At 37.8% G+C, this 15,313-nt stretch carries 18 protein-coding genes; 13 read left to right on the plus strand and 5 right to left on the minus strand.

The window, feature by feature from the left end; all coding sequences use genetic code 11:
- Positions 1–246: 246 nt before the first annotated feature.
- Positions 247–723: a hypothetical protein gene (locus tag AC1DND_RS05670; RefSeq protein ID WP_477579805.1), complete on the plus strand. Its 477-nt coding sequence runs from the start codon at positions 247–249 to the stop codon at positions 721–723.
- On the opposite strand, the gene AC1DND_RS05675 is transcribed toward AC1DND_RS05670, so the two are convergent.
- On the minus strand, positions 720–1,181 hold the full coding sequence (locus AC1DND_RS05675; RefSeq protein WP_477579807.1) for a DUF1801 domain-containing protein: 462 nt from the start codon (positions 1,179–1,181) through the stop codon (positions 720–722). The two genes, AC1DND_RS05670 and AC1DND_RS05675, sit on opposite strands and share 4 nt — an antisense overlap.
- Before the next feature lies 1 nt (position 1,182).
- Positions 1,183–1,626: a DUF2721 domain-containing protein gene (locus tag AC1DND_RS05680; RefSeq protein ID WP_230146010.1), complete on the minus strand. Its 444-nt coding sequence runs from the start codon at positions 1,624–1,626 to the stop codon at positions 1,183–1,185.
- 320 nt (positions 1,627–1,946) lie between these two features.
- On the opposite strand from AC1DND_RS05680, the gene AC1DND_RS05685 reads away from it, so the two are divergent.
- From AC1DND_RS05685 to AC1DND_RS05715, 7 genes are all read left to right on the plus strand, one after another.
- The gene (locus AC1DND_RS05685) at positions 1,947–2,396 is read left to right on the plus strand and encodes a carboxyl transferase domain-containing protein (RefSeq protein WP_477579809.1); all 450 of its coding nucleotides are present in this window, start codon (positions 1,947–1,949) and stop codon (positions 2,394–2,396) included.
- Positions 2,329–3,306, plus strand: coding sequence for an acyl-CoA carboxylase subunit beta (locus AC1DND_RS05690; RefSeq protein ID WP_477579810.1), 978 nt, complete (start codon positions 2,329–2,331; stop codon positions 3,304–3,306). The genes AC1DND_RS05685 and AC1DND_RS05690 overlap by 68 nt, the downstream gene beginning before the upstream one ends.
- Before the next feature lie 246 nt (positions 3,307–3,552).
- Entirely contained in the window at positions 3,553–4,716 is a 1,164-nt protein-coding gene (locus tag AC1DND_RS05695; protein ID WP_477579812.1) for a dipeptidase, read from the plus strand.
- A 310-nt stretch (positions 4,717–5,026) separates the two neighbouring features.
- Positions 5,027–5,983 carry a thioredoxin-disulfide reductase gene (gene trxB, locus AC1DND_RS05700; RefSeq protein ID WP_113951968.1) on the plus strand — a complete coding sequence of 319 codons (957 nt, stop codon included), beginning with the start codon at positions 5,027–5,029 and terminating at the stop codon, positions 5,981–5,983.
- Positions 5,984–6,647: 664 nt separating this feature from the next.
- Positions 6,648–8,558 (plus strand): beta-N-acetylhexosaminidase, encoded by a 1,911-nt coding sequence (locus AC1DND_RS05705; protein ID WP_477579815.1) that lies wholly within the window; start codon positions 6,648–6,650, stop codon positions 8,556–8,558.
- A gap of 59 nt (positions 8,559–8,617) precedes the next feature.
- A complete protein-coding gene (locus AC1DND_RS05710) occupies positions 8,618–9,238 on the plus strand; it encodes a hypothetical protein (protein ID WP_477579817.1) in 621 nt (206 codons plus the stop codon).
- A 108-nt stretch (positions 9,239–9,346) separates the two neighbouring features.
- Entirely contained in the window at positions 9,347–9,718 is a 372-nt protein-coding gene (locus AC1DND_RS05715) for a diacylglycerol kinase family protein (RefSeq protein ID WP_477579819.1), read from the plus strand.
- Here AC1DND_RS05715 and AC1DND_RS05720 read toward each other — a convergent pair.
- The 3 genes from AC1DND_RS05720 to AC1DND_RS05730 all read right to left on the minus strand — a co-directional run bounded on the left by AC1DND_RS05720 (position 9,707) and on the right by AC1DND_RS05730 (position 11,476).
- A complete protein-coding gene (locus AC1DND_RS05720; protein WP_477579821.1) occupies positions 9,707–10,273 on the minus strand; it encodes a DUF922 domain-containing protein in 567 nt (188 codons plus the stop codon). The genes AC1DND_RS05715 and AC1DND_RS05720 overlap by 12 nt on opposite strands.
- 119 nt (positions 10,274–10,392) lie before the next feature.
- Positions 10,393–10,992, minus strand: a complete 600-nt coding sequence (locus tag AC1DND_RS05725; protein ID WP_215128255.1) for a hypothetical protein — start codon at positions 10,990–10,992, stop codon at positions 10,393–10,395.
- On the minus strand, positions 10,979–11,476 hold the full coding sequence (locus AC1DND_RS05730) for an RNA polymerase sigma factor (protein WP_029275756.1): 498 nt from the start codon (positions 11,474–11,476) through the stop codon (positions 10,979–10,981). The genes AC1DND_RS05725 and AC1DND_RS05730 overlap by 14 nt, the downstream gene beginning before the upstream one ends.
- Positions 11,477–11,637: 161 nt before the next feature.
- Here AC1DND_RS05730 and AC1DND_RS05735 point away from each other — a divergent pair, with 161 nt between their 5' ends.
- The 5 genes from AC1DND_RS05735 to AC1DND_RS05755 form a co-directional block, all read left to right on the plus strand.
- Positions 11,638–13,014, plus strand: a complete 1,377-nt coding sequence (locus AC1DND_RS05735; RefSeq protein ID WP_477579824.1) for a dicarboxylate/amino acid:cation symporter — start codon at positions 11,638–11,640, stop codon at positions 13,012–13,014.
- Positions 13,015–13,123: 109 nt separating this feature from the next.
- Complete coding sequence (locus tag AC1DND_RS05740; protein ID WP_477579826.1) at positions 13,124–13,624, plus strand: hypothetical protein; 501 nt, start codon at positions 13,124–13,126, stop codon at positions 13,622–13,624.
- Between the two features lie 198 nt (positions 13,625–13,822).
- Complete coding sequence (locus AC1DND_RS05745; protein ID WP_215128250.1) at positions 13,823–14,185, plus strand: BlaI/MecI/CopY family transcriptional regulator; 363 nt, start codon at positions 13,823–13,825, stop codon at positions 14,183–14,185.
- A gap of 5 nt (positions 14,186–14,190) precedes the next feature.
- Complete coding sequence (locus AC1DND_RS05750; protein WP_477579828.1) at positions 14,191–14,865, plus strand: hypothetical protein; 675 nt, start codon at positions 14,191–14,193, stop codon at positions 14,863–14,865.
- A 50-nt stretch (positions 14,866–14,915) separates the two neighbouring features.
- Positions 14,916–15,313 (plus strand): hypothetical protein (locus AC1DND_RS05755; RefSeq protein ID WP_477579830.1); only part of this gene is annotated, 398 nt, incomplete at its 3' end.

Consider the following 15,313-nt stretch of genomic DNA (forward strand, 5'->3'; position numbering starts at 1 on the left):
GGCTTCTATTATTAATCTCCGAGGCGTAACCAAAGTAAATATGGCTATCGAAATGGAAATTGAAGATCAAAAGAAACCTGCCTTTAGTGGTGAGGTTGTTTTCTTGTATCATTTTGTGAATTAATAGCTTACAATGTAGCGCATTGTTTATCTTTAACGTTAAATAAGAAAAACAAATGCCTCATGATCGTAAACTGGAAATCTTTAAGTTTTATTTTAATTAGTCTGTTTATCCTATCCTGCCAAATGAATAAAGATCAAAATTTGGCAGCCGATTCGTTTTTGCCGATGCAGATTGGCAATTTATGGTACATGAACGCTCAATCTTATACCGAAATCAAGGATACTGTTCGCATCAATAAAAAGCTTTTTTACAAGTTTTATTCTTTGGTAGGAGGCGATGCAGTGAGTACAGTTTATTTAAGGATCGACGAGCAGAATAAATTGATTGAGGGCTATCCCGATAGTCCTTTGAAAACTTATACCAGAGCTGATTTTAACGCAAAAATAGGCGATAAATTTTTTACAACAGGAGAAAAGGATGAAAATGATAACGAAGTCACTGTTATTCAAAAATCGGATACCGAAATGACTTTTTCATTTGATCCGATTTATCATCCAAATTTAAAAGGATACCCATCGCAGGTAAAATACATAAAAGGTAAAGGCTGGGCCGAAAAGTTTAAAAAGCTTAAGATTGATGGCGTAGTTTATCAAAATTAGCCTTTACGTTTATATACTTTTTCATATTGTTCAATCCATTCTGCAGGTGTAACCTTTCTGATGAGCCCGGCAATTAATGCGTATGGAATATCATCAGGCTTTTTAAAACGGACGCAACCTTTGCCCATATCGAGTTTATATTTAGCGTGTTTAGGATATTCTGTCTGAAACCATTCCAGTAAATCAGTAAAAGCATACAATCCTAAGTGGTGCATAACAATAAAATTCTTTTGCGAACCAATGTTGATAAAAGGTAAAGCCTGTTCTGGTGTACAGTGGTAACCTGCAGGATAAAGCCTGAGTGGAATAACATATCCCAGCATACCATAGGTAATCTGTTCTTCGAAACCAGCTGGCAGATTCTCTAAAATAGTATCTCTCAATTTCGAAACAGGCGCTTTCCTTTCTTCAGGGAGGCTGTTTAAATATTCTTCTGGCGTATTAACAGATGGTTGCATATCAATCTTTATCAAATTTCTTTTTAAACCTACTTACAATTGATGGATTATCGAGTTCTTCTAAACTGCTCAATTCCAGCTCCAGGGCTTTTGTACTGATCTGGATTTCAATTAACGAGATAATGAGCGAGATCATAAAAAATATCAAACTCAGGGCAAAAAGAATTTCGGCAACGGTATTCCACTCCAAATAAATAAAAAACATACAAAAAAGGCAACTGGCAAAGCTAAGTACACCAAAAGCCTGCATGTTTTTGATCAGTCTTAAGCGATAACGCAGGTTTTCGATCTGTTTATGAAGAGCTGCATTTTTATCGCCATCCTCATATTTCGATTTTAAACTTCTCACTAAACTTGCCAAAGCCAGAAAACGGTTGGTATAAGCCAGCATAATTAAGCTGATGGCAGGAAACAATAGCGCAGGAATATTGATGGTTAGTTCCATTTTTCGGATTTACCCAAAAATATCATTTTAAACGGATATCTTTCACATTAACCCCGAAGGACGCAAAGTTTTCATAAGGAATTTTATTATAACCGAAGCACAAATTCTTACGTTTGCGTTGTTTTTTCTTTGTGTACTTGGTGGTTGAAAAACTTAGCACACTTTGCGGTTAAGCCACCAGTAGACCAGAAACCGTTTTGGTCAATATTGTTTTTCTAAAATTAAATTTAAATTGCCACCATGAATATCGAATTCAATAAAAATGAGGATGTAAATAAACAGTTGGTATACGAACTGAAAACCAGACTCAAAAAATATATTTGGGTGGCGGTGAAAAAAATGCTGCCAAACAAAAAGAAAAGGGAAAGCTATTGGCCCGCGAGCGGATTGCCTATTTAATTGATAAAGATACCAGCTTCTTAGAAGTTGGTGCTTTTACAGCTGACGGTATGTATGCAGAGCAAGGTGGCTGTCCTTCGGCAGGAGTAGTGTGCGGTATTGGCTATGTAAGCGGAAGACAATGTATGATTGTGGCCAACGATGCCACAGTAAAAGCTGGTGCCTGGTTCCCCATGACCGCAAAAAAGAACCTCCGTGCGCAGGAAATTGCTATGGAGAACCGCTTACCAGTGATATACCTGGTTGATAGCGCTGGTGTATATCTCCCGATGCAGGATGAGATTTTTCCTGATAAAGAACATTTTGGAAGGATGTTTCGTAATGGGTGGAGCCACAACTCATTGCGAAATATCGGGTGTTACCGATTATAAACATCCCAATGATCAGGCCTGCTTAGATAGCATCAGGAACATCATGAGTATGTTGGGGACACCTCAAAACGCAGGCTTTGATAGGATTAAACCGGCAAAACCAAAAGAAAATGAAGAAGAGCTGTATGGCATTTTACCCGAAAACAGAGATAAACCTTACGAAATAATGGATATTATCAACCGTTTGGTTGATCAATCTGAATTTGAAGAGTATAAAAAAGGCTACGGACAAAGCATTGTTTGTGGTTTAGGTCGTATTGATGGCTGGGCAGTAGGTATTGTGGCCAATCAGCGTAAAGTGGTGAAGTCGAAAAAAGGAGAGATGCAGTTTGGCGGTGTAATTTATTCTGATAGTGCCGATAAAGCTACCCGTTTTATTATGAACTGTAACCAGAAGAAAATCCCGTTGGTGTTTTTGCAAGATGTTACTGGCTTTATGGTAGGCAGCCGATCAGAACATGGTGGTATTATTAAAGATGGCGCTAAAATGGTTAATGCTGTTGCCAATTCTGTGGTACCAAAATTTACAATAGTATTGGGTAATTCTTACGGTGCAGGCAACTATGCTATGTGCGGCAAGGCTTACGACCCTAGATTGATTTATGCCTGGCCAACGGCTAAAATTGCGGTAATGGGCGGTTCACAGGCTGCAAAAACTTTACTTCAGATTCAGGAAGCCTCTTTAAAAGCAAAGGGAGAGGTAATTACGCCAGAAAAAGAGGCAGAGTTGTTAAAAGAAATCACCGACAGATACGATAGCCAAACCACACCTTATTATGCCGCATCCCGGCTTTGGGTAGATGGTATTATCGACCCGTTAGAAACCAGAAAAGTTATTTCGATGGGGATTGAGGCTGCCAACCAATCGCCGATTACAAAGAAATTTAATGTTGGGATTATACAAACTTAGGGTTTCGATGTGCTGTCAGATGTTACCGTCTGACAGTTAATATTACATCATTTTTTTATCACCTGAGGCACCTTAGTTTTTAATGTGTTGTCAGATGTTACCATCTGACAACCGATGGACTTGTTTTACCATCCAAGCACGCCTTGGTTTTTAACATAAAAGTGCCTTTGTTTCTTAGTGGTGAAAAAAATTGATGGGAACTCGAGTGTCTGTACTGGTAAGAACAATTAATATTATATTTAGCGCATGAAAAATCTTTATCTTTTTCTTGTCCTTACACTGTTGCAGATCAATCTCTTTGCCCAAAATTCAGATAAAATTCATCAAAATGCGATTGTAGTCGATACCCATGGAGATATACTGTTCAATCAGATCAAATCGGGCATCGATATTGGGAAACTTCAGTCTAAAGGGAATTTCGATTTAGCGAGGGCCAAACAAGGTGGCTTAGATGTTCAGTTTTTTTCTATCTGGTGTGATGAAACGGGTGGGTATGCTGTAGCTAACCAAGAAATAGATTCACTTTATAGTTTAATTAAACGATACCCCGATAAAATTAAACTGGTAACAAGCGCTAAAGATCTCGAACAAGCGGTTAAACAACAAAAATTGGCTGCGATGATAGGGGTAGAAGGCGGGCATATGATCGAAAACCGTTTAGATTATATCGATAGCCTGGCAAAGCGCGGAATGGCTTACCTCACCTTAACCTGGAACAACAGCACCTCATGGTCGAGTTCGGCAGCCGAAGAAACTTCGAGTAAAGTGAAACCCGAAAACGCGGGCTTAAACAAATTCGGAAAACAAGTAGTTAAACGTTTGAACAAACTCGGCGTAATGGTTGATTTATCGCACGTAGGCGAAAAAACATTTTATGATGCCATTGCTGCATCTGTTAAACCCGTAATTGTTTCCCATAGCTGTGCTTACGCTCTAAATCCGGTTCCACGAAATTTAAAAGATGATCAGATTAAAGCTGTAGGTAAAAATGGGGGTGTAGTTTGCATTAATTTCTACAGTGGCTTTTTAGATGCTACCTTCAATACAAAGCAAAAAGAATTCTTTGCAAAATATGATAGCGAGCTTAAAACATTGACTGCTAAATATGGTAGAAGCAATGCTATTGATACGTTGATTTTCAATCATCTGGCTGATGCCGATGCCACACGACCACCAATTGCACTTTTAGTTAAACATATTAGTCATGTTGTGAAATTAATCGGTATAGACCATGTGGGACTGGGCGCGGATTTTGATGGCGCCGAATCTTTTCCTTTAGGTATGAACAGCGTAGCAGATTATCCTAAAATTACTGATGAGCTGATTAAAAATGGATATTCGGAAAACGATATCAAGAAAATTTTGGGAGGCAATGTAATTCGGTTGATCAGAGAGAATAAAAGGAGGTGATTTTTTGTGCTGTAAGATGTTGCCATCTGACTTTAAAGTATACCTGAATTGGAGTTTATTGTGCTGTTAGATGTTACCATCCGACAGGTGAAAAATCATCAGGCATATATGGAGTCAGTGTCAGATGGAAACATCCGACACCACGAGTGAGGCACCTTAATGCGCCCGGGCTTTAAACGCCAAACGCCATGCGCTTTCCGCTTGGCTTATGATGTTAATAAGTAAACTATGTTGACAATGTGCACTTGCCAACAAATATTTAAAGCGTTAAATTTGCGCTACGATTAATGAATTTCAAACACACAATATAATGTCACAAGAAAACGAACACGTTCAGTGTTTAATTATAGGTTCAGGTCCTGCAGGTTATACTGCTGCAATTTATGCTGCCAGAGCTGATTTAAAACCGATTATGTATACCGGCATGCAAGCCGGTGGGCAGCTTACGCAAACAACAGATGTAGAAAATTTTCCAGGTTACCCGCAAGGAATCATGGGGCCAGAAATGATGGAAGATTTCCGCAAACAGGCAGAGCGTTTTGGTACCGATATCCGTTTTGGTTATGTAAGTTCGGTTGATTTCTCTTCAACGCCACATAAAGTAGTGGTTGATGAAATTAAAACCATTACAGCTGATACCGTAATTATTGCTACAGGCGCTACAGCAAAATGGCTGGGTTTACCAAGCGAGCAACAATACAATGGTTTTGGAGTTTCGGCCTGTGCCGTGTGCGATGGTTTCTTCTTTAAAGGACAAGATGTTGCCATTGTAGGTGCTGGAGATACTGCTGCCGAAGAAGCAACATATTTAGCCAAATTGTGTAAAACCGTTCATTTATTGGTGCGGAGAGACGAATTCAGAGCTTCTAAAGCAATGGTGAGCCGCGTTTTAGCTACACCGAATATTGTGGTGCATTACAATACCGAAACGCAGGAGATTTTAGGTAATGGTAAAAATGTAACTGCAGTTAAAGTTTTAAATAACAAAACTGGTGTCGAATCTGATATCGCTGTAGAAGGTTTCTTTGTGGCTATCGGTCACAAGCCAAATACTGATATTTTTAAAGGCCAGTTGGATATGGATGAAACAGGTTATTTAGCTACCAAACCAGGTTCTACTTTAACCAATATCGAAGGCGTTTTTGCCTGTGGCGATGTGCAGGATATGTATTACAGACAGGCAGTAACTGCTGCAGGTTCTGGATGTATGGCCGCGCTCGATGCCGAAAGGTACTTGGCTGCTAAGGAACATCCTGTAGAAGCGTAAAATATTTTAATATAATTTTAAAAAGAGAAATCAGTAATGGTTTCTCTTTTTTTGTTGATGTCGTCATCTTGACTGARACGTAGTGGAATGGAGAGATTTATCAAGTTTGATCTTGTTTCACGGGTCTTACAATTTCTCTTTTTTTTGGAAAGCAAATGCAGTAGTTCTTTTTATTGTTAGTCCTGCTTTACATTTCAAGTCCGCTCCCGATGAAAAATCGGGATTGCGTGCTTTCCATTACAATCAGGTTTAAAGACTTAGGTTTCTGCTACTATTGAGGGTAGAACAACGTGGTGTCTACCTCATAATTGTTATGCACTTTGCAACCCTAAATAGTTCCACTGGCTGTGCTACTTAAACCCGATCAAAGCGGGATGCCTCCCGACTTTACATCGGGATCAAATTGGCAGAAGCGGGAGCGGGACTATCGTAACCCAAGCGCTTCTGTACTTGATTTCCAAAAAAAGACTAAGGTTTCCGTTATAATAGTTTATTAGAAACATTGGAAAAACGTTTTAATAAATATTGCTTAGATTTATATGCATTATGCAGTGCAGTCAAACGGTTGATCTCAATTGTAACAAGAATGTGAGATTCGGAATCTGGCCATTATCTCTATCTTGGTTCAAACAATCAAATAAATCTATAAAATCAAAAACACAACATGAACAAAGCATTATCGATTTTTATTGGAGTATTAATCAGCACGAGTGCATTTGCGCAGAGTGATCCTAATCTGGGTATCATACCTGCACCTGTAACCATTACCAGGGCAAACGGAAATTTCATTTTAGATAAAACCACGGTTTTAGTAAATCAAAGCATCGACGGCGCAAAGATGGCTGATTTATTAAACGCTTTTATCGTTACCAAGGCAGGTTTTGCCTTACGTGAAACTAAAATTACCCAACCTAACCAAAAAGCAATTGTTTTAACGTCTGTTGGAGCAGATCAATTGCCAGCTGAAGGTTACACCATTAAAGTTACCCCTAAACAAATTATTTTAACAGGAAAAGGTGCAGGCCTTTTTTATGCGGTTCAATCTGCTATGCAGATGATGCCAGATAAAGTGGCTGATAAAATTACCATCCCGGCAGTTGATATTAACGATTATCCACGTTTTGCTTACCGCGGAACGATGTTGGATGTAAGCCGTCATTTCTTCCCGATCTCTTTTATCAAAAAATACATCGATCAGTTGGCTTATTACAAAATCAATACTTTCCACTGGCATTTAACTGACGATCAGGGCTGGAGATTAGAGATTAAAAAATACCCAAAACTGGTAGAAATCGGTTCTTCACGTAATGGATCTATTATTGGTAATTATCCTGGTAATGGAAATTATCTTACACCGGTTAAAGGTTATTATACCCAAGAAGAAGCTAAAGAAATTGTGAGATATGCGGCTACGAAATACATTACGGTAATTCCGGAAATCGAATTGCCAGGCCATGCTTCTGCTGCAATTGCTGCTTATCCTGAATTAAGCTGTTTTCCTGACCGTGATACTTTTATCAGCGATAAAACACCATGGGCGGGTAGCAGAAAAGGTAAACAGGTACAACAAACCTGGGGTGTTTTTGACGATATTTTTGTGCCTTCGCAAAATACCTTTACTTTTCTTGAAAATATCTTAGACGAGGTTATCGCTATTTTCCCTTCTAAATACATCCATATTGGAGGCGATGAAGCGCCTAAAACCTATTGGAAAGAATCAACCTTCTGCCAGAACCTCATGAAAGAGAAAGGTTTGAAAGATGAGCATGAATTACAGAGCTATTTCATCCAAACGATAGAAAAACATGTAAACGGAAAAGGACGCTCGATCATTGGTTGGGATGAGATTTTAGAAGGCGGTTTGGCGCCTAATGCAACCGTAATGAGCTGGAGAGGCGAAGATGGCGGAATTGCAGCTGCACAACAAAAACACGATGTAATTATGACCCCAGGATCGATGGGCCTATATATCGACCATAAACAATCTAACTCTCCTGATGAGCCGGTAACCATTGGCGGATTTGCCCCTTACCAAAAGATTTATGCTTACGATCCGATTCCGAAAGTGTTAACTGCCGACGAAAGAAAATATATTAAAGGTGTACAGGCTAATATGTGGTCTGAGTATATTAAAACCACAGCAAAAGCAGAAAATCACGCTTTCCCACGTTTATTGGCTTTATCTGAAATTGCGTGGTCGCCGGTTGAACGTAAAGATTTAAAGAATTTTTCTGAAGAACGTTTACCAGCTCATTTGGCCCGTTTAGATAAAATGAATGTTAATTTCTGGGTACCTACACCAATTGGTCAGAGCGATAAACCCTTAACAGGCGGAGAATTTACAATTGATTTAAAAGCACCTGTAACCGGAGCTAAAATTTATTATTCGATTGATTTATCTCGTCCATCGGAAAATGCATTCTTGTACACTGCGCCAATTAAAATTACAGTACCACAAGGCGAAAAAAGAGTATTAAAAACCATTGTTATTGCACCAAGTGGCAGAAGAAGTGTAACCACAGAAACGGTTTTAAATAACGGAGCACCCGAAATTAAAACAGATGCAAAGAAATAAAATGTTGCTTTAAAAGGCTAAAATACTTAATTTGGGGCAACTAAAACGTCCTAAATAGAATGAAATTACAGAAATATACATTACAGCATCTCTTGTTAATAACAGGGATGCTGTTTTGTTTTGCATGCACAGAAGAAAAACCTAAAGAAATTAAGACAGAAACTGAAAAAGTGCAGAAAAACCCCTTCCGTTTTTATAAAGATATAGAAGTGAGACCTGGATTGAATTTCGAAATTGTAAGCTGGGGAAAAGGGGTTGACTCTATTGGGGGGTATCAGATTCTTATGTCTGATTCTGTGCGTAATAATTACAGGTCGGCCGCCGTAGATCGTAAAGGTATTGTGATTGATGCCTGGAATATGGATTTAGACAATGATGGAAATCCTGAATTGTATATTCAGCTCTTAAGCAAAAAAACAGTTTCGGATTTAAATGTTTTTGAATACACGCGTGGCGATTTCAATAAWATCAGTTTCCCTTCTTTAAGCACCAGTCAAAAGAAAGGTTATACCGGTAACGATAATTTTTTTATTAAAAACGGCGACCTGTTCCGTTCTTTTCCGGTAAAAGACAGCGCAGATAGTACTAAAACGATTACCAAGACCTATCAATATAAATTAAGTGGAAATGGTTTTTCTACAAGCGAGGTGAAGCCTGAGGAGGGGAAAGCTAAAAGCTAAAAGACTAAAGGTGAAAGGCGTAGCGCGTGGAGCGTAAGGAGAGGGATCATACTTTGAAGGATCGTCATCCTGAACTTGTTTCAGGATCTATCACGTAATTTAAAAACAATGGACAACGAAAAATTTTCTATCATTGATCGGATCAAGAGCTTTAAATATGCTTTTAACGGACTAAAACTGTTCTTCATTAACGATCATAATGGAAGAGTTCATTTGTTTGCAGCGATCGTTGCCATTGGTTTATCCTTTTACCTGAAAATTTCCGGTTCAGAATGGATTGCCATTTTATCTGTTATTTCGGCTGTTTTTGTGGCCGAAATTTTAAATTCTGCTCTCGAAAAACTGGCCGATGTGGTTTCTCCAAACTATCACCCCAAAATTAAAGTAGTAAAAGATTTGGCTGCTGCTGCGGTTTTGGTGGCTGCATTTCTGGCGGTAACGGTTGGTSCTATTATTTTTATTCCAAAACTATTTTTGTAATTCGGCCATAGCAGTCCTCGATTCTTCAATCTTATCCTGAATAATGTCATCCCACCGGGCCTGCATTTTATGGTTGCTGCCGTGCTCGGTTTCTTCATCATAGTTACGTTGCATGGTGTCGAAATAATTACTGATCTGATTGGCGAGTTYAGATATTTGGGCTTTATAGTTGCTTACAGCATAGTTTCGGTTTTTTAATACCCTTTCGGCCTCCAATAGTAAAATATAATGAATATCTGCGTGTCCTTGTTCGTGGTGTAAAAGACTTGCCCTAATTTCAGGATCTTTAATTTTATCCCACTTAACCCACGATCTCGTTTTATCAATGCTCACATCATTTTTAAGCTTAATGGCAACGCGATTACGGTAAACGGTACTTTCGTAACTATATTTCCATGTCATGGCAGTCAGTGCAAAAAATGGCGAGCGCATATCGGCTTTTCCTTTAAAATGCGTTTCCCAATTTAATTGAATAGGCTCGGAAAAATCTTGTTTAAAAGCAAAAGTACATGGCAGTGCCAGCAAAAATAAAAGGGATATAATATGTCTTTTCACCTGTGTAATTTTAGTTTCAACGCTGGTGAAGCTATCATGATTTAGTTATTCCGTTGTTAAATGGTAAATCATGATGGTTTCATGTGTTGGTTTTTACAGTGAAAAAACCGTGCCTAAAATTATTCGGGAGTAGAAATCTGTCCGCTAATGCGCTCAAATTTCTCGATCAATAAAGCTATACGTTCTTTTTCCCTGCTCATCACAGCCTTTCTTAATACTGTTGAGCAAAATAACATCCATATTGCAGTTAAGCCTACAGCTAAAACTTTTTGAACAGTGTTAAAGTGTGCAAGAATTTCTACAAAATAAAATATGATGCCCAAGGAAAGTGCAATCATATAAAACCAATATAAAGAGTTGTAAAGTTTATAACGGTTTAATTGATAGGTTTTTAGGTTGTTTAAGTATTCGTGCGGGTGAGCGGTAAAATCGGTTTTAGAAATTAACCTGTAATCGCGGTACAGAATTAAGGTATATACGCCAATGGCGATAATGGTGATGCTGATTCCTACGTGTGTAGTCCACGATTCGAAGTGAAAAAATATCCATAATGCAGCAATGGCAATAAAGGATGCCAGCATCCCCAAAATGTTCAAAGCAGATTTTAGCTTTAATCCATTTACTTCTTTCTTCGCTTGTTGCAGCATTTCATCAGCAGAAACCTTAACTTCTACCTCGTGCTTTTGCCACAACTCCTGTATTTGATCAAACGCTTGCATACTGGCTATATAGTTCTGTTAATTTTTGTTTAATGCGGTGAATTTTTACCCTCAAGTTGCCTTCGCTTATTCCAGATATGTCGGCAATTTCGTGGTATGGTAATTCATCAAGTACCATTGTAATAATTAAACGGTCATTCTCTTCGAGCTTGGATATACATTTATAAAGTAGGGCAACCTGTTCATTTTTCTCTGAAAATTCCTCTATTTTATTTTCTATAATGTTATCTGTTAATTCGTCTTTCGCCTGTCTTTTTTCTGATCTCAAATAAGTTAAACAAGTATTCACGGCAATTCTATAAATCCACGTAGAAATTAAAGATTTGTTTCTGAACTTATCCAGATTTTGCCAAACCTTTAAAAAAGTTTCCTGTAGAAGATCGTTTGCAGCGTCGGTATCGCCAGTATAACCATAACATAAATGGAATATCTTTTTGGAATTTGAATCGAAGATCTCTTTAAATAACTTGTCTTTTTGTTCCATTTAGGGGTTTATAGTTGCGTTTTAGATGATGATGTACATTTTTTGTTACACCAGAAATCAAAAATAATATATTTTTTAATGTCACCTGTTATCAAAATTTGTTACACGCCGTAAATATCGTAGTTTTACCAAATTAAGAGTGCCACAAACTTTTTATATTCATGAAAAAAAACAAACTCACGCTTTTCATTTTCTTAGCGCTGATTGCGGGTATTGCATTGGGCTATATTTTAAATGTCAATTCAATCGATGTCTATAACCAGAAAATACTCACCGCCGATGCGAAAGTTAAAAGTATAGAGGTAAGCATTGCCAAAACTACCGATACCACCAGTATTGGCTATACACAACTTAAGGCCGAAAGAAAAGTAAACGCTAAAATCAAAAAAGAAAACGAAGACATTAGGGAGAAAAAATTAGAATACTTTACGTTATTGAGCGATATTTTTCTTCGCCTGATTAAAATGATTGTTGCGCCATTGGTATTTACAACCTTAGTGGTTGGTGTAGCCAAAGTAGGCGACATTAAGGCCGTGGGTAGAATTGGCGGTAAAACATTGGGCTGGTTTTTGGCCATGTCGTTAATGTCGCTGGTACTGGGTATGATTTTAGTAAACTTATTCGAACCCGGAAGACATATGAAATTATCATTGCCCGATCAATTGGTAAATACCGGTATCCAGAAAGCATCAATGAGTGTAAAAGATTTTATCGCGCACGTTTTTCCAAAAAGTATTGCCGAATCGATGTCTACCAACGAAATTTTGCAGATTGTTGTATTCTCTTTATTCTTTGGTGTAGCAACAGCTGCAATTGGCGATTTAGGCCAGGTTGTAATCAAAGCATTTGACGCCATTGCGCACGTAATCTTAAAAATGACAGGTTATGTAATGAATTTTGCACCATTGGCTGTTTTTGGAGCCATGACAGCCATTGTGGCCAAACAAGGTTTGAATGTACTTAATACCTATGCCATATTTATAGGCGRATTCTATCTGGGATTAGCCATACTATGGGCAGTTTTAATTTTCTTAGGATTTTTGGTACTGAAGAAACGTATTTTCCGTTTGGTAAACGATATGAAAGAGCCTGCGCTCTTGGCTTTCAGTACAGCAAGTAGCGAAGCGGCTTATCCAAAAACAATGATGCTGTTAGAGCGTTTCGGCTGTAAAGATAAAATTGTAAGTTTTGTACTGCCATTGGGTTATTCGTTTAACCTGGATGGTTCGATGATGTACATGACCTTTGCTTCCTTATTTATTGCACAGGCCTATGGCATCCATTTAGGTTTCGAGCAGCAAATTTCTATGCTTTTAATCCTCATGTTAACCAGTAAAGGAATTGCTGGTGTACCAAGAGCATCATTAGTGGTAATTGCCGGCACCATCGCGAGCTTTAATATTCCGGAAGCGGGATTAGCTTTGTTAATCGGTATCGATCCTTTATTGGATATGGGCCGTTCTGCAACTAATGTTGTTGGAAATAGCATTGCAACAGCAGTGGTAAGTAAGTGGGAAGGGGAGCTTAAGGAGTCGTAAGTTTAAAGTCGGTAGTCTTGAGTCCTATTGTCTCATTCAATAATTCATTCAATCATTCAACAATTCTCTCATTCAATAATTAAATATTCACTCAATAATTCAACATCAAGTGTCAAGTAGAGGAAAAAAAATATTCTTAGCCATTACCATTATCGTTCCGATGATCATTTATTGTTACATCTATTATAAACCGATTATACAGAATGCGCCTTTCCGCAAGGATGATTTTGTGTCAATGCAGTATAGTTATGGTTTAAAAGATACTTTGGAAAACACATACGATTCAAAGACCGGCATTTATCAGTACGTAAATAATAAAGACTCAGTAGTTACCAAAAAGTTCTTTTTAAAGAGCAATGATGTGTTATACATGCATAGAAAGGCAAACGAAATCGGCCTTTGGAATTTTCCAGATACCATTGGTAAAAAAAGCGATAAATCCAGACTGGTACCGCGTTATGATATAACTTTCAACTATAAAAAGAAGTCAAAACACGTAACCATTTATGGCGACTTTGATGGTAATCCAAAATTACTGGATGCAGCTGTTCAAATGAGAAAAATCATTCAGGAAACCTTATTACAAGCTGAAAAAAGAAGCGGGAAGTAGATAGGGTAGTTCGGAGTCCAGAGTCTCAAGTCGATTAAGTTAAATTGACGTTTGAGGCAGTTAACCGATTAAAACATTGACCAATGAACTAATGGCCAATGAACCAAAAAGACTTTAATAAAGCGTTAAATGTTAGCGTTTTGTTAAAGTCTTTTTCCTTTTAGGATGTTTTCGTATATTTACGATATATTCGTAATAATGGAAAAATTAACATTACAGGAAGAGGAAGCCATGCTGGCTGTTTGGCAGATAGGTAAGGGCTTTATCAAAGATTTTATGGATGTACTTCCCGATCCGAAACCACCATATACTACACTGGCATCTACCATCAAGAATTTAGAACGCAAGGGCTATCTGATGAGCGAACGTTTTGCCAATGCCAACCGCTATAGTGCAAAAGTTAAGGAAATAGAATATAAAAAGCGCTTTATGAGTGGTTTTGTAAATAATTATTTCCAAAGCTCTTATAAAGAACTGGTAGCTTTTTTTGCAAAGGATAAAAAAATAAGTGCGGAGGAACTTAAAGAGATTATAAATTTAATTGAGAACCCTGAAAAGTAAATGCCATGCCACATTTCTTTATCATTTTATTGAAAATTAATCTGGTGCTGATCTTGTTTTCGGCAACCTATTATCTAGTGTTGCGAAGACTAACTTTCTACTCCATTAACAGGATGTTTCTGCTGTTTGGAATTGTCTTTTCTTCTGCCTATCCATTTATAAATCTCACGGAGTTTTTTGCCGGACAGAAAGCTGTATCTGCCTTTGTGCCACAATTTAACCAGCAGGTAAGTGAATTTGTAAAACAAGATGCCGTTTCGGTATTTTGGCAAGGACTTACGGTGCTTTTTTATACTGGTGTTTTATTAATGGCCTTAAGATTACTCGTGCAGTTTATTTCGCTTTATAGAATGCATAAAAATTCTTCACCCGATCATTTAGATGATTATAAGGTGAGGATTTTAAACGATGAGGTAAGTCCATTTAGTTTTTGGCAGACCATTTATATCAATCCGCGCCTGCATAAAAAGCAAGATTTAAACAATATTCTCGAACATGAACGTGTGCATGTAGAAGAATGGCATACTTTAGATATTATTCTGGCGGAGATCTGTGTGGTTTTCTACTGGTTTAATCCAGGAGTTTGGTTGATGAAAAAGGCAGTAAGGGAAAACATGTTTTGCCCGATAAAACTGCTCAGGTTAATGTACAGTCAAAAAAGGTTTCAAAAACTAAGGTAAAAAAGAGAATACTAATTGACACATTGAAAGTGCCGGATACAGCCACTAGAATGACCTTTATCTTTAAAAGTATGGGCGATGGTGTGGATTCTTCATACCAATTAACCGATGAGGCTTTAAAAACTTTAAAAGGTAAAGTGAAAATGATGGATATTAAAACCGATAGAAATTTTAAAGGCAGAACCTTTGTACAGCATTTTAATTTTACCGATACCATAAATCCAGACCATAAAATGGTTGATATAAAAATTGTGGCTAAAAAAGATGCTGATTTCGAGTCTTTACCAATGCCCAGGAAAAACGGCGTTGCGATGTTTTATTTTTTAAAATCAACAGCCAAAACTTCAGCTGCTAAAGATGGAACCCAACACGTAACAGGCAATGCGGCTATAGTTAACGAAACCACCACCTATTTTTTAAATGGCAATAAAATCTCAAAAGAGGAGCT

The sequence above is a fragment of the Pedobacter sp. 01N416 genome (assembly GCF_056399685.1).